Raw genomic sequence first — 17,599 nt, 5'->3', positions numbered from 1 at the left:
TCTACACCTAGGCCTCCGTCGGCAGCGTCAGATGTGTATCGGAGGCAGGCCCCGGTCAGGTTCACCAGCCGGTTGTCAGCCAACAGTCGTCGTACATCGTCCATCTGTGCGCCGCGGCCGATGAATCTGGTGAGCTGGACCGGGAGGTTCGACGTCTCAACGCTTTTCGATGCCCGCAGCGGCGGGAAGTCGTTGCAGGTGTCGGGGTGGCACAGCTGCACCACCCGCTCGGGGCGGGGCAGGTCCCGTAGCGCGTGTGTACCCAGATCGGTCAGCCACGCATCGTCGGGCAGCCAGTCGACGACCAACGGCTCGGTCGCGCCCGACAGCAGCGTCTGGCCGCCGTGGCCGAGGTCGCGCAGGCGCGCGGTCCTGTTGATGGTCGGTCCGGCGTAGTTACCCTCGTCACGCAGCTGGATCTGACCGGTGTGCACGCCGATGCGCAACCGGATCGGCGCCAACGGTGCGCGCTGCAGTTCCAGCGCGCACGCCACCGCGTCGCTGGCCCTGGCGAAGGCCACCACGAAGCTGTCGCCCTCGCCCTGTTCGACCGGCCGCACACCGTCATGGCCGGAGACGAGTCGGGTCACCGCGTCGTTGAGCCGCCCCAGCGCCGCGGCCATCTCGTCGGGTTGGGTCTCCCACAGCCGTGTCGAGCCCTCGACGTCGGCGAGCAGCAGGGTCACGGTTCCAGTCGGCAGCTCGCTCACAGCGGAGGCCATCTTGCTCCTCACGTCCGCGAAGTCGCTCCATGCTTCGGGTGCGCTCATGCTAGCCAGCATGTGAAGTGCAGGCGGGAGAAAACATCCGCGAAACCCCGTATATGCGTCTCGAGGTGTTCAGTAGCCGATGGGGCCCGCGGGCTTGGCGAACCGCATCCGAACCGGCTCGGCGTGCCCGACCACGTCGACCGACGCGCGGGGCTCCTCCGAATATCCCAGCCCGAACCGCACCACGTACTGCTTGTAGAGCGTCACAAGGGGGGCGGCCGCCAGGGCGGCCTGCATCGCGACGGCGTCGCCGACAGCGGTGATGACGTATGGCGGGCTGTAGGTGCGGCCGTTGAGCAGAAGCGTGTTGCCGACGCATCGCGGTGCCGACGTTCCGATGATCCGCTGATCCTGCATCTGGATGCCTTCGGCGCCGCCGCTCCACAAGGCGTTGAGCACGGCCTGGATGTCCTGCTGATGCACGACGAGGTCGTCGGGGGATGCGTCGCGTGGGAAGCGGCCGTTGGCGTCGCGCTGGGCGTCGGTGAGGGTGACGACGAGGCCGGGGCCGCGGATCGGGTCTAGGCCGGCGTCGGCGGCCAGGCTTTCGTTGCGGTGCTGGATCGCGGCGAGCGCGGCGTCGGCGCCAGGTGATCCGCCGTGATGGGTGTCGATCTCGGTGACGAACTGGTCGCGCTGAGCGCTGAGCCGGTCCACCGACTGCTGGGCTTCCCTGACCAGGTCCACCAGCCGGGGCGCGTCGCTGCGCCTGATCTCGTCGCCGCCGGAGACGCCGTGGGTGGCCGCCAGCAGCACCCCGGCCAGCAGGCAGACCACCGGCACACCGAAGCGCCAGGCAGTCTGCGCGGACTCTGCCATCGGCTGCTCCCCCGTCGCATTCTCGATCTGTGGCCGACCTACGTTAACCTCGTAAGCGATTCCCGCTTCATCGTCGCACCAATGGCGCCGAGTGTTTGTGAAGGTAACCATGCCCAAGTCCAAGGTTCGCAAGAAGAACGACTTCACCGTCAACCCGGTCAGCCGCACTCCGGTCAAGGTCAAGGCCGGCCCGTCGAGCACCTGGTTCGTGGTGTTCTTCCTCGGCTTGATGGTGGTCGGCCTTGCCTGGCTGTTGGTGTTCCAGCTGGCATCGTCGTCGATTCCGTTCCTCGCCGAACTCGGCCCGTGGAATTACGCGATCGCGTTTGCCTTCATGATCACCGGCTTGTTGCTAACAATGCGCTGGCGGTGACAGTCGCATCCGTCCTGATGAATTCATCTTGGACTTGGCGCGTTACCCGTTCCGCAACCTGATGGCCACCCAATCACATCGATGTGATTCATCCCCATTGGGGATAGCACTTGTGGATAACCCCATAAACCGGGGTAAAGGGGTGTGAATTAGTCGTGCAGCAAACTCAGTGGAGCCCGCCGGCTTTGGCCGTCGCGGCGTGTGGCGTACTCGGACTTATGATGGCTATCGGCGCTGTGACCCTTGTCACAGACGCTCCCGGCCGGGTCTTGACAATCATTGCCGCTGCCGGACTGCTGTTGTTTGCAACCCTTTCCTGGCGTGCCCGGCCAAAACTGGCAATCAGCGACGGCGGTCTATCAATACGCGGGCCACTGCGTACACACCGGCTCGAAAAGGCCGATATCAAGATCGTCCGAATCACCGAATTCCGGCGGATAGCCCGAAAGGTCCGGCTACTCGAGATCGACGCAGCAGACGATCAACTGTTCGTGCTGACCCGGTGGGATCTGGGCGCCGACCCGCTGGACGTGCTGGATGCACTTACTGCGGCCGGGCTCACTGGCCGCTAGACCGCCGTCAGGAGACGGTGATCGACTCGATCACCACAGGCTCGGTGGGCCGGTCGCTGCGGTCGACGCCCGTGGTCGCGATCGCGTCGACGACCTTCTGCGACTCGGGGTCGACGACCTCACCGAAGATGGTGTGCTTCCGGTTGAGGTGCGGTGTCTTGCCCACGGTGATGAAGAACTGGGAGCCGTTGGTGCCCGGCCCGGCATTGGCCATCGCCAGCAGATACGGCTTGTCGAACTGAAGCTCCGGGTGGAACTCGTCGTCGAATTGATAGCCGGGTCCGCCGCGGCCCGTTCCGGTGGGGTCGCCACCCTGGATCATGAAGCCGTCGATCACCCGGTGGAACACGGCGCCGTCGTAGAACGGGCCCGAGGTGCCGCCCGTCGCGTTCTCGGTGCTGTAGTCCTTGCTGCCCTGCGCCAGTCCGACGAAGTTCGCGACGGTCTTGGGGGCATGGTTTCCGAACAGTGCGATCTTGATGTCACCACGATTGGTGTGCAGGGTCGCGGTCGCTGTCTGAATGGGGCTCGTCACGGGGAGTCAGTCTGCCATGCGCGGTTGGCGCCGAACCGGCCACCATTGCGTTGCCCTGATGGCAGGGTGGGTATTCGACTGCAATCACGGCCGCGAAAGAGGTGGAGATGAGCTCGAAGACGGACGCTCGACTGAGCCCGGGACAACGCTTGTCGCGCGGCCTGCGCTACACCGCGGTTGGGCCGGTCGACGTAACGCGGGGCACGGTCGGGTTGAGTTGGCAGGGCGCGCACTCCGCGGCCAGCAGCCTGCGTCAGCGCGTCGAGAAGAGCAAGCTCGCCAAGGACCTCGCCAAGGAGTTCGAGGACGCGCAGGTTGCGATCGCCGGCGAGCTCGCCGAGGCCAGGGAGGTACTCGCGAACCTTCCTCAGGCGATCGCCGATGCCCGCAAGCCGAAGCGGCGGCCGCGCCCGATCGTCCTGGTGGCCGTGGGCGTGACGGTGGTTGGCGTTGGCGCAGTGGCGTTTTCGATCATCCGCCGCTCGATGCAACCCGACCCGTCGCCGCGGCCGCCGAGCGTCGAGGTCACCCCGAAGCCCTAAGCCCTAGGACTGCTTGACGTCGCTTTCATCCGCGACTTCTGCACAGTGGTCGTTGATTTTGTCCGACCACGACCCGCATGCAGATTTCGGCGGCTTTACCGCGCGGGCGGAGCACAAAAATTGTGGAGCCTAGGGGATTCGAACCCCTGACTTCTGCCTTGCAAAGGCAGCGCTCTACCAACTGAGCTAAGGCCCCGTTTCAGGAAGGTTGATCGGCGGCGGCGTGCCACACCTCGACGCCATGTCGCGACCGCACCACGAGTACCGCCAACGCCACCGCGACGACCAGCAAAACCAGTCTCATGGTGACCCTTTCCGTGGGCCTAGGAGGACTCGAACCTCCGACCTCTTCGTTATCAGCGAAGCGCTCTAACCGCCTGAGCTATAGGCCCGTGTCGCATATGGCCGAGCGCCGAGATTACCGTAATTGCGACGCTCGACCCAAACCGGATTAATCGCGGTCGGCCAGCGTCACCTCGATACCGCCGACAAGGTCGGTGGTCAGGTTGTAGATGAACACGCCGACGGTGGCCATCGCCGTCAGCAGCACGATGTTGACCAGCCCGATCAGTGCGGCGCCGCCGAAGATCGTCCCGCTGGACACCAGCTCGCCTCCTGCCTGGCCGCTCGCGCTGGTGAGCAGGTCGCCGACGTTGCTGTTGAGCTTGGCCCACACCCCCATGCCGCCCAGCACGAGGTAAAGGAACGCAACCGCGATCATCCAGACGAAGAACAGCGTGACCGACAGCACAAGCGACACCTTCAGCGCGCTCCACGGGTCGATCCGGCGAATCTGCATCGCCGCCCGCACGGGGCCCGAATGCGTGCGACCGGCCACCTGGACGCGGCCGGGCGCCGGGGCGCGCACCGGTGGCTCGGTGCGCTCGGGTACGGGCTTGCGCTGGGGCGGGCGTGCAGGCCCGCCGGACAGGTCGGGCAATTCGCTCTGATACGCCTCGGTGATCACCGGCTCGTTGCGCGCGGGCGCCGGTTCGGCCTCTGCGGCGGGCGCCGGCGACCCGCCGGAGATGAACCGGTTGAGGCGGGCGTCCGCGCCAGGGGCGTGGCCGCCGCGGTGAGGCTCGGGGCGGGGTTCCCGCGGCGCGCGCGGATTCTGTGTCGCGCGGGCAGATGGGCCGCGCTGCCATGGCGGCACCTCGCGGCCCATCGCATTACCCAGTGAACCCGTTTCGGGGTCGCCGGGCACGGAACCGTTGCCACTACCTTCCCCCGAGTGCGGATAGCCCGCCTCGTTCGGTGAAGTCACTCCGGCTCCTTACCGTCGGACACGTCGCCTGGCCTTACTCAGCGCCTTCGGGCTCGGCGTCGCTTTCCTCTGCATTGCGAGCGATCGCAATCAGTGTCGCGCCCTCACCCAGGTTCATCAACCGAACACCCTTGGTCTGCCGTCCGGCCTTCCGGACCTGGCGCGCAGCGGTTCGGATGACGCCCCCGCCCGACGTGATCGCGTAAAGCTCGGTTTCGTCATCGACCACCAACGCACCAACCAGACTGCCACGTCGCTTGTCGAACTGGATGGTCAATACCCCTTTGCCGCCGCGACCCTGCACCGGGTACTCGTCGATCGCGGTGCGCTTTGCGTACCCGCCGGCCGTCGCGACCAGCAGGAACGTGTCAGGAATGACCACGTTCAGTGACAGCAGCGCGTCGTCGGTGTTGAACCGCATGCCCTGGACACCAGAGGTCGCCCTGCCCATCGGCCGTAGCGCCTCATCGTTTGCCGCGAAGCGGATCGACTGGCCCTTGGCCGACACCAGCAGCAGGTCGTCCTCGGCCGCGCACAACACCGCACCCACCAACTCGTCGCCGTCGCGGAGGTTCACCGCGACGATCCCTCCCGAGCGGTTGGAGTCGAAGTCGGTGAGTTTCGACTTCTTGACCAGCCCGTTGCGGGTGGCCAGCACCAGATACGGCGCGTCCTCGTAGCTCTTGATCTGGATGACCTGGGCGATGCGCTCTTCGGGCTGGAACGCCAGCAGGTTCGCGACGTGCTGGCCACGCGCGATCCGGGACGCTTCGGGCAGGTCGTAGGCCTTGGCCCGGTACACCCGGCCCTGCGTGGTGAAGAACAGGATCCAGTCGTGGGTCGAGCAGACGAAGAAGTGGTTGACGATGTCGTCCTGCTTGAGCCCCGCGCCCTGAACGCCCTTGCCGCCGCGTTTTTGGCTGCGGTACAGATCGGTCTTGGTGCGCTTGGCGTAGCCGGTCTCGGTGATCGTGACGACGACATCCTCGCGGGCGATCAGGTCCTCGTCGCTGACCTCGCCGTCCGCTGCGATGATTCTCGTCCGCCGGTCGTCGCCGTATTTGTCGACGAGCTCGCTGAGCTCGTCGCGCACGATGGCCCGCTGGCGCTCCGGCTTGGCCAGGATGTCTTCCAGGTCGGCGATCTCGGCCTCGATCTTCGCCAGATCGTCGACGATGCGCTGCCGCTCCAGGGCGGCCAGCCTGCGCAGCTGCATGTCCAGGATCGCCTGCGCCTGGATCTCGTCGATGTCGAGCAACTCGATCAAGCCCTGGCGGGCGACGTCGACGGTCTCCGACGCCCGGATCAACGCGATGACCTCGTCGAGGGCATCGAGCGCCTTGACCAGGCCGCGCAGGATGTGGGCCCGTTCGTTGGCCTTGCGCAACCGGTACGTGGTGCGCCGGACGATCACATCGAGCTGGTGGTTGACGTAATGCCGGATCAGCTGATCGAGACGCAGTGTGCGCGGCACCCCGTCGACGATCGAGAGCATGTTGGCGCCGAAGCTGGTCTGCAGCTGGGTGTGCTTGTAGAGGTTGTTGAGCACCACCTTGGCCACCGCGTCGCGCTTGAGCTCGACCACGATCCGCAGGCCGACCCGGTCGCTGGACTGGTCCTCGATGTTGGAGATGCCCGCCAACTTGGCGTCGCGGACCTGCTCGGCGATCGAGGTGATGAAGTTGTCGTGGTTGACCTGATAGGGCAGCTCGGTGATGACGAGCGAGGTTCGTCCGCGGGAGTCCTCTTCGATTTCCGCGACGCCGCGCATCCGGATCGAACCACGGCCGGTGGAATACGTGTCGTTGATGCCCTGCGAGCCGACGATCAGGCCGTGCGTCGGGAAGTCAGGGCCCTTCACGTACTTGGTGACCGCCTTGAGCGTCGCTTCCTCGTCGGCGTCGAAGTTCTCCAGGCACCAGAACACCGCCTCGGCGAGCTCACGCAGGTTGTGCGGCGGCATATTGGTCGCCATACCGACCGCGATGCCACCGGACCCGTTGGCCAACAGGTTGGGGAACCGGCTGGGCAGGACGGTCGGCTCTTGCACGCGTCCGTCGTAGTTGGGGATGAAATCGACTGTCTCCTCGTCGATTTCACGCAGCATCTCCATCGCCAACGGCGTGAGACGGGCTTCTGTGTTGTGGCTGACGAATCCGTTTGTGATGAACGCGTGGTCGGCTGAATCGACCCGCAGGCTGTAGACGGGTTGGACGCCCGCATCGGTCACAGCGGCAACGCGCGCGTAGTAGAAACGGCCATCAGTGAGCTCTTCTGCGATTGCACGCACATCAGGATCGGCGATGTGGCTGCGGATCTCCGCGCCGTCACGCCGCCAACGCTCGATGCCGTCGATGTTGTGCTTGCGCAACCATTCCTTGTCCACCCATCGCCCGCCGCTATGCGCACGGACGAAAGCGGCCAAGCCAGGGACGAGGTCGTTGTCACGTCCCGCAGCACGTCGAGGAAGTGCACTCAGCAGTGTCTGAAGTTTCACCTGTTTGACGCCGCCGAAACCGATTTGGTCGGCAAACAGCTCGGCTTGACCTCGATTGGTGAGAACCACCTTATGTTCGCCGGTCGCGTGTCGGTACCGGCTTGAGACCACACCGAACTCCAGCAGCATCTGCTGGACATCAGCCGCCAGACGGGCGCTGCGGGTCGAATATGAGACTTGGATCGTGTTGCGTGGCAGGGCAGAGCAGGACCCATCGCCCTCAAACAGCGCCTGCAGAAAGACGCGCTTTACTGCGGCTGGCGCGTGCCAAAGCCATTCGGGCACAGACTTATCGGCGGAACGCTGGCCCACCAAATCCCGTAGACGTGTCTTCTTCAGCGCAGTCAGATTGTGGATATCGAGCTCGTGGAGCGAGGAGCCCGAAGCAATGGTGCGGGTGGACGTGTAGCGCGCGCCACCGACGATGGCGTCGTAAGCCGCGACAACCATGTCGAAATAGTCGCGGTCGAGGTTGTTGAAGCCGGCACGCGTCTCCGAGACAAACCCCTCGCTGACAAACGCGCCCAGAAGCAGCGCCTCCAGGGCGTCGTGCCAGCCCGCTGCACCCAATTCTGTCGGCAGTGTTCGTTGCAAAACGACATAGTCGTTCGGCCGAATCTCCTCGATGAGCTTCCAGAACAGCGTTGGTATACCCCCGACATCTACGAGGCACAACAACGGATGGTTTGCAGTCCCCGTGATCGCATAGCCCTGCGCCGTGGTGACGGTGAAGGTCTGGTGATCACCGGAATGGAACAGGCGATCAGCGGTGACAGGGTTGCCGTGCCGATCGAGAACCTTGAGGTCGACCTCGTTGTCGGTGTTCGGACGTGCTCCCTCAACGACATCGGCAATACGCACAGACTGCCCGAGCGGCAACCGGACCAGTGCGTCACCCGTGATGCAGTACCTCATGGCGGCCGGCGGGTCGTTGCCCGGCGAGCCGAAGTTGCCCTGCCCGTCGACCAATGGGTAGCGCAGCGACCACGGCTGGGCCATCCTGACCAGGGTGTCGTAGATCGACGCGTCGCCGTGCGGGTGGTAGTTGCCCATCGTCTCGGCAACGGACCGTGCGGATTTCGCGTGGCTGCGGTCGGGCCGGAAGCCCGAGTCGAACATCGCGTAGAGCACGCGGCGGTGCACGGGCTTGAGGCCGTCGCGGACCTCCGGCAGCGCGCGGCCGACGATCACGCTCATCGCGTAATCGATGTAGCTCCGCTGCATCTCCTGCTGGATGTCAACAGGCTCGATGCGATCTCCAGCTTCGTCGCCGGGCGGCAACGTGGTGTCAGTCATATGGTTTCAGTCCTATTTTGTGGCGTAATTATCGCTAAACATCCAGGAAGCGAACGTCTTTGGCATTGCGGGTGATGAAGCTGCGGCGGGCCTCGACGTCTTCGCCCATCAGAATCGAGAACAGTTCGTCGGCGGCCGCGGCGTCGTCGAGCGTCACCTGGCGCAGCACGCGGACCGACGGGTCCATCGTGGTCTCCCACAGTTCCTTGGCGTCCATCTCGCCGAGGCCCTTGTAGCGCTGGATGCCGTCGTCGACGTTGATCTTGCGGCCCGCCTTCTTGCCCGCTTCGAGCAGACCGTCGCGCTCCCGGTCGGAGTAGGCGAATTCGGGCTCGCTGCGCTGCCACTTCAGCTTGTACAGCGGCGGCTGCGCCAGGAAGATGTGCCCGTTTTCCACCAGCGGCTTCATGAACCGGAACAACAGGGTCAGCAGCAGCGTCGAAATGTGCTGGCCGTCGACGTCGGCGTCGGCCATCAGCACGATCTTGTGGTAGCGCAGTTTGGTCAGGTCGAACTCGTCGTGGATACCGGTGCCAAGCGCGGTGATGATCGCCTGCACTTCGGTGTTCTTCAGCACCCGGTCGATGCGCGCCTTCTCGACGTTGATGATCTTGCCGCGCAGCGGAAGGATCGCCTGGAACATCGAGTCGCGGCCGCTCTTGGCCGAGCCGCCTGCCGAATCGCCCTCCACCACATAGAGTTCGGATTTGCGCGGATCGGTGGACCGGCAGTCGGCCAACTTGCCGGGCAGCCCGCCGATGTCGGTGGCGCTCTTGCGGCGCACCAGCTCGCGGGCCTTGCGGGCCGCAAGGCGCGCTTGCGCCGACGAGACCGCCTTGTTCACAACGGTTTTCGCCTCGGCGGGGTTCGCCTCGAACCAGTGGCTCAACTGTTCGTTGCAGATCTTCTGGACGAACGACTTCACCTCGGTGTTGCCCAGCTTGGTCTTGGTCTGGCCTTCGAACTGCGGTTCGGACACCTTCACCGACAGCACCGCTGCCAGGCCCTCGCGAATGTCGTCGCCGGTCAGGTTGGGGTCCTTTTCCTTGAGCAGTTTCTTGTCCTTGGCGTACTTGTTGACCACGCTCGTCAACGCTGCCCGGAACCCTTCTTCGTGGGTGCCGCCCTCATGGGTGTTGATGGTGTTGGCGAAGGTGTGCACGGACTCCGAATATCCCGCGTTCCACTGCATCGCGACCTCGACCTCGTGGCCTTCGCCCTTGCCGTCGAAGTCGATGATGCTCTGCTGAATCGGGGTCTTGGTTCGGTTGATGTGCTTGACGTAGTCGACCAGCCCGCCGGGGTAGTGGAAGGTGCGGTTCTTCACCTTGTGCGGCGCCTTGGCCTCGGCCTCTTTCTCCTCCGCGGACTTCGGTGCTTCGGCGGTATCGCTGACGACCTCGTCGGTTACTTCCGCCGGTGTCACCCTCTCGTCGGCGAGGGTGATGGTCAGGCCCTTGTTGAGGAAGGCCATCTCCTGCAGCCGCCGGGCCACGGTCTCGAAGTCGTAGTTGGTGGTTTCGAAGACATTCGGGTCGGCCCAGTACCGGACCGTCGTGCCGGTCTTCTTGGTGGCATCGCCCTGCTTGAGGGTGCCTGGCATCGCGCGGTCATAGGACTGGAACCATTCATAGCCGTCGCGGGAGATGTCCACCTCGAGCCGGGTGGACAGCGCGTTCACCACGGATACGCCGACACCATGCAGGCCGCCGCTGACGTTGTAGCCGCTGTTCTCGCCGCCGAACTTGCCGCCCGCGTGCAGTTGGGTCATCACGACGTCGACGGTGGGGGCGCCACTGGAGTGCATCTCGACGGGGATGCCGCGCCCATCGTCGGCCACCTCGACGCCGCCGTCCTCGAGGATCCGGACGTCGACTTTCGATGCGTATCCGGCCATCGCCTCGTCCACGGCGTTGTCGACGACCTCCCAGACGAGGTGGTGCAAACCACGCTCGCCGGTGGACCCGATGTACATGCCGGGGCGTTTGCGGACCGCCTCCAAACCTTCCAGGACGGTGATGGCGCTGGCGCCGTATTCCTTCTTCTTTGTGTTCTTAGCGGCAGGCGCAGTCTTCTTAGCGGCAGGCACGGTCGCCAGCATCTCCTCGGGGGTCGCAGCGGCGGTGGTGGTACCGCCGGCAAATCACTTGACCAGTCTACCGGGAACTGGCCGTAGGACCGATTCTGAGGGCGCGTTTCTGCACACCTGTTTGCGCCGCCTGTGGAATTTTTCGATCAGAGGTGCGTCATGACGCTTGAGAAGTATGCTTGCGGCCTTCTGGCGGCTCTCAGCCAACTGGCCCGACGGCGGTCAACCGTACGTGTCGCGCGGTCCGCGGCCGGCGATGTGGTACCGGCCCTTACGCCACGACGGCGCGACCGGCCCGACGATTTTCAGTGACGTCACCACGCCGTCGCCGACTGCTGCCGCGATTTTAGCCAGGAGTTGCGCTTGCACCATCCGTAATTGAGTGGCCCACGCCGTGGATTCGGCGGACACACTCAGCACCCCTTCGCGCAGCGCCGTCGGGGTCGCGTGGGCGGCAATCTGCTCCCCGACCACTGTTTGCCACTGCCCGAGGACGGTGCCCTCGGCAACCCGCCCCGACCATCCGCGCGTTCGCGCCAGATCCTGCGTCGCCGCGGCAAGCGTCTGTGGATCCCTCAGGTCGGGCCCCGGCCCCGACCACGCGCGCCGACGGCCCGCGACGCGTCGGGCGGTTGGCGACGTGCGGCCGCGTCCGACATTCTTGCCCTGGCTGCGGGCCGCGCCACGCGCCTCCTCCAGCGTGCGGCGGACCAGGTCCATGCCTGTGAGCCCGGCCAGATGGTCGGGCGGTTCGAAACCATCGCCGGTCTCGGCTTCTTCGCCGTCTTCAGTCATCTTCGGAACCCAATGCCTCGACTCACGCTCCCACCACCGACACTCGGCCACTGTCGTCGTCGCGCATGCAGATCTCGATCCTGCGCGCGTCCCAGTCGCCGGGAATGTCGTCGCCGACGGCCGCGGTCACCAGCACCTGCTCCGCCGAGGCCGCCACATCGGCGAGCGCCCGCCGGCGAGCGGAGTCCAGCTCGGCGAAAACGTCGTCGAGCAGCAGCACCGGATCGCCGCCCTCGGCGCGAAGCAGTTCGTAGGCGGCGAGCCGCAACGCCAGCGCCATCGACCACGATTCCCCATGGCTTGCATAGCCTTTCGCGATCTGGTCACCGAGCCGAAGTTCCAGATCGTCGCGATGTGGCCCGACCAGGCAGACACCGCGTTCGATCTCGGCATCTCGGCGGCGGGTCAACGCATCGAGCAGCGCCGCTTCGAAGAATTCCACCGTCTCGTTCTGCCCGTCGATCTGCTCGACCTTGCTGCGGTACTGGATCGACGCCGGACGAGACGCCGGAGCCAGCAGCTGATACGCCTTCTCGACCTCCGGGTTGAGTTCGTTGACGAGCTCGACCCGGGCCGCGACCAGCTGGGCCCCATGCTCGGCCAGGTGCCCGTCCCAGACGTCGAGGGTGTCGGCCACACCGCGGTCGCCGCGATGACGTGCGGCCCCCGCGGTTTTGAGCAACGCCGTCCGCTGCCGCAACACCTTGTCGTAATCGGCACGTACCGCCGCGATCCGCGGGCGCCGCGTCGTCGCGAGCTCGTCGACGTAGCGCCGCCGCTCGGCGGGATCCCCACGTACCAGCGCCAGGTCCTCCGGCGCGAACATCACCGCGCGCAGGACGCCGAGCACCTCGCGCGCCGACCGCACCGGGGAACGGTTCAGCCGCGCCTTGTTCGCGCGGCCCGCCAACACCTCCAGGTCGATCGCCAGTTCGCGGCCGTCGTTCACCACGATGGTGGAAATGATCGCCCGCTCCGCGCCGGCGCGTAACAACGGCGCATCCGATGCGACCCGATGAGAGCCCAGCGTTGCCGAATACCACAGCGCCTCAACGAGATTGGTCTTACCGTAGCCGTTAGGTGCGACGAATACAGTGCGCCCCGGTTCGAGCTCCAGATCGACCTGTGCCCATGACCGGAAGTCCTGTAGTCCCAGACGGCGGACGTACACTGCATCGATTCCCGGAGTCGCTCCGTTGCCTGCCGCCGGTGCTATCCGGACTCGCTGATCCGCTTCACCGCATGGCCACCGAACTGGTTTCGCAGCGCCGACACCGCCTTCATGGTCGGCGAATCGTCCTGCCGAGATGCGAACCGCGCGAACAGCGATGCCGCGATCACCGGCATCGGGACGCGGTGGTTGATGGCCTCCTCGACCGTCCACCGGCCTTCACCGGAGTCCTCTGTGTAGCCGGTGATCGCATCGAAGTCCGGGTCTTCCTTCAGCGCCTTGGCCAGCAGCTGTTGTAACCAGGACCGCACGACGGTTCCGTTGGTCCACGCCTGGATGACGGCTTGGGTGTCTTTGATCAGCTCCTCTGCGGCCAGCAGCTCATAACCCTCGGCGTATGCCGTCATCAGCCCGTACTCGATGCCGTTGTGCACCATCTTGGCGTAATGACCCGCGCCGACCGGCCCGGCGTGGACGAAACCGTCGGCCAGCTCACCAGGCGGGCGCAATGTTTCGAAGATCGGCATGGCCCGCGCCACATCCTCGTCGCTGCCGCCGACCATCAGGCCGTAGCCTTCCTTGAGTCCCCAGACGCCTCCGGACACCCCGGCGTCGATGAACGCAATTCCTTTTTCGGCCAACATCTTCGCGTGCGGACCATCCTCGGTATAGCGCGAGTTGCCGCCGTCGATGACGAGATCGCCCTCCGACAGTTCCTTGGCGAGATCGGTGATCGTCGAATCGGTGATGTGGCCGGACGGCACCATCACCCACACCACACGGGGTGCTTCGAGCGCCTCGGCGAGAGCCGCGAGCGTCGGCACATCAGTGACTTCCGGACGGGGGTCATACCCGATGACCTCATGGCCGCCTTCGCGCAGACGCTCGCGCATGTTGAAGCCCATCTTGCCAAGGCCGATCAAACCCAATTGCATGTAACGCCTCTTTCTTCGCGGGTTGGCTCCCTATCCCGGGAGCCGCACCGGCATCAACAGGTAGACGTAGTCGGTCTGCGCCGCCGGGAACGGGCCGGCACCGCCGGCAGTGTCGTCACCATCGTCGCCTGCGGGACGCAACACCGCAGGACGGCTGGGTGTCGTAAAGCCGAACGTGACACGTTCTGAGTGCAACGAACCCAACCCGTCGGTGAGATACGTCGGGTTGAAGGCGATGGTCAACGGTTCACCCGCGAAGTCGACGGGCAGGTCCTCCTCGGCACGACCGACGTCGTCGGCCCCTGCCGACAACTTGAGTGCTCCGTCGCCGAACTCCATGCGCACCTGCGCACCGCGGTCGGCGACGAGGGCAACACGCTTGATCGCTTCGGTCAACTCGGCGACGCCGACCGTCGCGACGGCCGTGTGTTCGGCGGGAAGCAGCTGACGAAATTTCGGGAACTCCGCATCGAGCAGTCGCGTGGTGCTGCGCTTGCCGTCGCTCCGAATGCCGAGCAGCCCCTCCTTGCCGACGGCCGACCCGGCGCCCAGCGACAGATGCACATCGCCTGCACCCGTGCCCGCCTTCGCGGCTTCCGCCAACGTCTTGGCCGGCACCAGCACGGCCGCTTCGACATCTGCCCCGTTGGTCGACCAGGTCAGCTCACGAACCGCGAGCCTGAACCTGTCCGTCGCCGCCAAAACCACGCTGTCGCCGGAGATTTCGACACGGATGCCGGTCAACATGGGCAGGGTGTCATCGCGGCCGGCAGCCACCGCCACCTGGCCGATCGCTTCTGCGAACAGATCAGCGGAAATGACACCCGTCTCGTCGGGAAGGGATGGCAGTGTCGGGTAGTCCTCGACAGCCATCGTCGGCAGGGAGAACTTCGCACTGCCGCAGTTGAGCAGGACCCTTGTGCCCTCGACGCTGACATCCACCGGCTTGGCCGGCAGCGCCCTCGTGATATCTGACAACAGCCGACCGGACACCAAAACGCTTCCAGGAGAAGCTATTTCAGCCGCAACCTTCACTTCTGCCGACACCTCGTAGTCGAATCCCGAGATGGTCAGACCGTCGTCGGAACCTGTCAGCAGCACACCGGCCAGCACCGGAACCGTCGGCCTTGTCGGCAGGTTGCGGGCCACCCAGGCGACCGCGTCGGCGAAGTCTTCGCGCACCAGCCGGAACTTCAAATCGGAGAGACCTGCCGTCGTTGTCGCCACGTCCATGGTGTCCCTTCGATCAACTCACAACTTATGCCCTAACCAGCGGTTTCGGGATGCTTTCGCATCGGTCCCCCAACGTCGCTGCGACGACCGTAACGGCTGTCGAAGAACCACCGTAGAGCTTTCGGCTCGATCATGAAAGCTAATCGATCGCGGTGACAACGGACGTCCGCGACATCTCGCGAACGGGGCATGAGCAGCTGTCCCCAGGACCTTTGTTCTGAGAGGAAACCACAGAGATATAGAAGTAACAGTATTAGGTCCTGTGGAAGTTGTGGATTAAGCGCAGTCGGTGCTGGCGAAGCTGATATCGGGTTGTGAGTTACTTGTGGACGCGTGCGGGTCGCCGATGGGATCGCTGGGGAGACAGCAGCCGCTGTGGAGGAAGAGACGGCGGCGAGGAACGGTATCCGGCAGTACTCCACACGGGTGTGCACAGCGATGGGGTGTGACGGCTGTTGCAGTGGTGACAGAAGTTTTTTGAAGAATTTTCCGCGCTGAGCTCAACGCTTGGCGCGTTGACGGATGCGGGTAGTCAGTTCCTTGACTTGATCGAACACCTCGCGCCGCTGTGCCATCTCGCCGCGAATCTTCTTCTCGGCATACATCACCGTGGTGTGATCGCGGCCGAACGCCTGCCCGATCTTCGGCAGTGAGAGGTCGGTGAGTTCGCGGCACAGGTACATGGCAATCTGCCGGGACTGGGCCAGCGCCCTGGTCTTGCCGGGACCGCGAAGTTCTTCGACGGTGGTTTCGAAGTATTCCGCGGTGGCGGCCATGATGCCTGCGGTGCCGATCTGGATGCTGTTCACATCCGCGATCAAGTCGCGCAGGACGATCTCGGCGAGTGATTTGTCGATCGGGGTTTTGTTCAGCGATGCGAAAGCGGTCACTCGAATCAGCGCGCCTTCGAGCTCCCGGATGTTGCGTTCGATGCTGCTGGCGATCAGCTCGAGAACGTCGTCGGGAACGTCGAGCCGGTCCATTTGAGCCTTCTTGCGAAGGATCGCGATGCGGGTCTCCAGCTCCGGTGGCTGGACGTCGGTGATCAGTCCCCACTCGAACCGGGTTCGCAGCCGGTCTTCGAGGGTGGCCAGTTGCTTGGGTGGACGGTCCGATGAGATGACGATCTGCTTGTTCGCGTTGTGCAGTGTGTTGAACGTGTGGAAGAACTCTTCTTGGATGCCCTCTTTGCCCTCGATGAACTGAATGTCATCGACGAGCAGCACGTCGATATCGCGGTAGCTGCGTTTGAACGAGGCTTTGCGGTCATCGCGCAACGAGTTGATGAAGTCGTTGGTGAACTCTTCGGTCGAGACGTACTTGACGCGCATGCCGGGAAACAGCCGCTGGGCGTAGTTGCCCGCCGCGTGCAACAGGTGGGTCTTACCGAGGCCGGATTCACCCCAGATGAAGAGCGGGTTGTAGGCCCGAGCAGGCGCTTCAGCAATGGCGAGGCTCGCCGCGTGAGCGAACCGATTGGATGCACCGATGACGAAGGTGTCGAAGGTGTAGCGCCGGTTCAGGCTGATCGAGTTGTCGTCGCTCGTTTCCGAGTTGCGCGGTCCGCGGGAGAAGTAGGTCGGCCAGCTTTCCTCGGCGCTGGCGAGGGCCTCGCTGACTTCGTCGATCTCGTCGGAGTCGGATTCGGTGTAACTATCGGGCGGCGGGGTGTGTCCGTCGTCGGGATCCTCTGGGCCGGGACTGGCGATTCTCACACCAAGTTCGACGCGCTGGCCCAGCTGACGGCTCAACGCGGAGATGATCGGCTCACGCAGGTGCCGTTCGATCTCGTTCTGCACAAAACTGGTAGGAACCGAAAGCAGGGCAAAGCCCTCGGTGATGACGAGCGGCTTGACCAGCTTTAACCAGGCCCTTTGCTGTGGGGTCAGATTGGGTGGCGGTGTTTCGCCGTTTTTGACCGGCTCGCCTGTGCGGGTGTCACCGTTCAGCTCGGCAAGCACGGTGTTCCACACGGCGACAAAGGGAGGGTCGGGGTCAGCTGTCAATGACGGGTACCCCCTCAAGCTGGTCCAAGGGACCACCAAGAGAACGCAGACGAACTGTCCACATAGTTATCCACAGCCTGTGGAGAGACACTCGTCGTCGCTCTGTTGTCTACCGGCGGAGACGCCGCGGGGTCTGGGCTCGTCACAGCGGTTCAGTCCGCTGTGGGCTCGCGACCTGGTCGGGCGTCCTCGCTTCGTTGTCTGGTCGCCGTCCCGGTGTGGGAACGGCATTGGCAGAAGCTAACAGTTTTCTGCCTGAGTGCCAACCGTTCTGCAACATTGCCTGGGGGAGACTTTTTGGCAACGCCGAGCAGGTGACTGCTGTGACTGAAGTCAACATTTCGGTGGCCGCCGACGGAGGTTTGACCTAGGGAAATCTCGTCAGTACCCTCGAACAGTCGCCCGAACGTGGCGGCACGGCTGCGATCGGGAACTCCCGGAGACCGCGCCGGCTAGCGAGCGAGACGAAGCTTACCAACGGCGATCGCGTACAGGCGTGTGCGTCTGATGTGGTTGCCAAACGCAACAAGGAGTGACAGCCGTGGCCAAGGGCAAGCGGACCTTTCAGCCCAACAACCGCCGCCGTGCGCGGGTGCATGGGTTTCGGCTACGGATGCGGACCCGCGCGGGCCGGTCGATCGTGTCCAGCCGGCGTCGTAAGGGCCGCCGCGCGCTGACTGCGTAATCAGACGCAGGATT

15 protein-coding genes and 2 tRNA genes are annotated in these 17,599 nt (G+C 64.6%); 4 read left to right on the top strand and 13 right to left on the bottom strand.

All coding sequences use genetic code 11. The annotated features are described in order from the left end of the window. The coding region (locus D6M19_RS22960; protein ID WP_407665394.1) for an adenylate/guanylate cyclase domain-containing protein at positions 1-722 on the bottom strand (722 nt) is incomplete at its 3' end. Between the two features lie 117 nt (positions 723-839). Then, complete coding sequence (locus D6M19_RS22955) at positions 840-1,589, bottom strand: DUF881 domain-containing protein (protein WP_123027563.1); 750 nt, start codon at positions 1,587-1,589, stop codon at positions 840-842. Positions 1,590-1,698: 109 nt separating this feature from the next. On the opposite strand from D6M19_RS22955, the gene crgA reads away from it, so the two are divergent. Continuing rightward, complete coding sequence (gene crgA, locus D6M19_RS22950) at positions 1,699-1,962, top strand: cell division protein CrgA (RefSeq protein ID WP_123027562.1); 264 nt, start codon at positions 1,699-1,701, stop codon at positions 1,960-1,962. A gap of 155 nt (positions 1,963-2,117) precedes the next feature. Continuing rightward, complete coding sequence (locus tag D6M19_RS22945; protein WP_123027561.1) at positions 2,118-2,534, top strand: PH domain-containing protein; 417 nt, start codon at positions 2,118-2,120, stop codon at positions 2,532-2,534. A gap of 7 nt (positions 2,535-2,541) precedes the next feature. On the opposite strand, the gene D6M19_RS22940 is transcribed toward D6M19_RS22945, so the two are convergent. After that, positions 2,542-3,069: a peptidylprolyl isomerase gene (locus D6M19_RS22940; RefSeq protein WP_123027560.1), complete on the bottom strand. Its 528-nt coding sequence runs from the start codon at positions 3,067-3,069 to the stop codon at positions 2,542-2,544. Positions 3,070-3,176: 107 nt separating this feature from the next. On the opposite strand from D6M19_RS22940, the gene cwsA reads away from it, so the two are divergent. Further along, positions 3,177-3,611: a cell wall synthesis protein CwsA gene (gene cwsA / locus D6M19_RS22935; protein ID WP_123027582.1), complete on the top strand. Its 435-nt coding sequence runs from the start codon at positions 3,177-3,179 to the stop codon at positions 3,609-3,611. Between the two features lie 123 nt (positions 3,612-3,734). On the opposite strand, the gene D6M19_RS22930 is transcribed toward cwsA, so the two are convergent. From D6M19_RS22930 to dnaA, 10 genes are all read right to left on the bottom strand, one after another. Then, positions 3,735-3,807: transfer RNA gene (locus D6M19_RS22930), tRNA-Ala, on the bottom strand. A gap of 122 nt (positions 3,808-3,929) precedes the next feature. Further along, positions 3,930-4,003, bottom strand: a tRNA-Ile gene (locus tag D6M19_RS22925). A gap of 59 nt (positions 4,004-4,062) precedes the next feature. Then, positions 4,063-4,878 (bottom strand): DUF3566 domain-containing protein, encoded by an 816-nt coding sequence (locus D6M19_RS22920; protein ID WP_123027559.1) that lies wholly within the window; start codon positions 4,876-4,878, stop codon positions 4,063-4,065. 34 nt (positions 4,879-4,912) lie between these two features. Beyond that, positions 4,913-8,671 carry an intein-containing DNA gyrase subunit A gene (gene gyrA, locus D6M19_RS22915; RefSeq protein WP_123027558.1) on the bottom strand — a complete coding sequence of 1,253 codons (3,759 nt, stop codon included), beginning with the start codon at positions 8,669-8,671 and terminating at the stop codon, positions 4,913-4,915. 34 nt (positions 8,672-8,705) lie between these two features. Next, complete coding sequence (gyrB, locus tag D6M19_RS22910; protein ID WP_407665393.1) at positions 8,706-10,772, bottom strand: DNA topoisomerase (ATP-hydrolyzing) subunit B; 2,067 nt, start codon at positions 10,770-10,772, stop codon at positions 8,706-8,708. 210 nt (positions 10,773-10,982) lie between these two features. Beyond that, the gene (locus D6M19_RS22905) at positions 10,983-11,555 is read right to left on the bottom strand and encodes a DUF721 family protein (RefSeq protein WP_123027557.1); all 573 of its coding nucleotides are present in this window, start codon (positions 11,553-11,555) and stop codon (positions 10,983-10,985) included. Positions 11,556-11,577: 22 nt separating this feature from the next. Further along, positions 11,578-12,726 carry a DNA replication/repair protein RecF gene (recF, locus tag D6M19_RS22900; RefSeq protein ID WP_123027556.1) on the bottom strand — a complete coding sequence of 383 codons (1,149 nt, stop codon included), beginning with the start codon at positions 12,724-12,726 and terminating at the stop codon, positions 11,578-11,580. A gap of 41 nt (positions 12,727-12,767) precedes the next feature. Beyond that, positions 12,768-13,661: a phosphogluconate dehydrogenase (NAD(+)-dependent, decarboxylating) gene (gene gnd, locus D6M19_RS22895; RefSeq protein WP_123027555.1), complete on the bottom strand. Its 894-nt coding sequence runs from the start codon at positions 13,659-13,661 to the stop codon at positions 12,768-12,770. 30 nt (positions 13,662-13,691) lie between these two features. Further along, a complete protein-coding gene (gene dnaN, locus D6M19_RS22890) occupies positions 13,692-14,888 on the bottom strand; it encodes a DNA polymerase III subunit beta (protein ID WP_206428607.1) in 1,197 nt (398 codons plus the stop codon). A 506-nt stretch (positions 14,889-15,394) separates the two neighbouring features. Then, on the bottom strand, positions 15,395-16,900 hold the full coding sequence (gene dnaA / locus D6M19_RS22885; protein ID WP_123027553.1) for a chromosomal replication initiator protein DnaA: 1,506 nt from the start codon (positions 16,898-16,900) through the stop codon (positions 15,395-15,397). 541 nt (positions 16,901-17,441) lie between these two features. Here dnaA and rpmH point away from each other — a divergent pair. Further along, positions 17,442-17,585 (top strand): 50S ribosomal protein L34, encoded by a 144-nt coding sequence (rpmH, locus tag D6M19_RS22880; RefSeq protein ID WP_077100535.1) that lies wholly within the window; start codon positions 17,442-17,444, stop codon positions 17,583-17,585. The last annotated feature ends 14 nt before the right edge of the window (positions 17,586-17,599 follow it).

This window comes from Mycolicibacterium stellerae (assembly GCF_003719305.1).
GTDB classification, from domain to species: Bacteria; Actinomycetota; Actinomycetes; order Mycobacteriales; family Mycobacteriaceae; genus Mycobacterium; species Mycobacterium stellerae.
The sequence above is the reverse complement of the archived record's forward strand: the minus strand, read 5'-3'. Positions and strand labels throughout refer to the sequence as shown.

Excerpts from the sequence above, each read along its gene's own strand:
- D6M19_RS22905 (WP_123027557.1), bottom strand. The coding sequence starts at position 11,555 with ATGACTGAAGACGGCGAAGAAGCCGAGACCGGCGATGGTTTCGAACCG.
- gyrA (WP_123027558.1), bottom strand. The coding sequence starts at position 8,671 with ATGACTGACACCACGTTGCCGCCCGGCGACGAAGCTGGAGATCGCATC.
- crgA (WP_123027562.1), top strand. The coding sequence starts at position 1,699 with ATGCCCAAGTCCAAGGTTCGCAAGAAGAACGACTTCACCGTCAACCCG.
- gnd (WP_123027555.1), bottom strand. The coding sequence starts at position 13,661 with ATGCAATTGGGTTTGATCGGCCTTGGCAAGATGGGCTTCAACATGCGC.
- D6M19_RS22955 (WP_123027563.1), bottom strand. The coding sequence starts at position 1,589 with ATGGCAGAGTCCGCGCAGACTGCCTGGCGCTTCGGTGTGCCGGTGGTC.
- cwsA (WP_123027582.1), top strand. The coding sequence starts at position 3,177 with ATGAGCTCGAAGACGGACGCTCGACTGAGCCCGGGACAACGCTTGTCG.
- gyrB (WP_407665393.1), bottom strand. The coding sequence starts at position 10,772 with ATGCTGGCGACCGTGCCTGCCGCTAAGAAGACTGCGCCTGCCGCTAAG.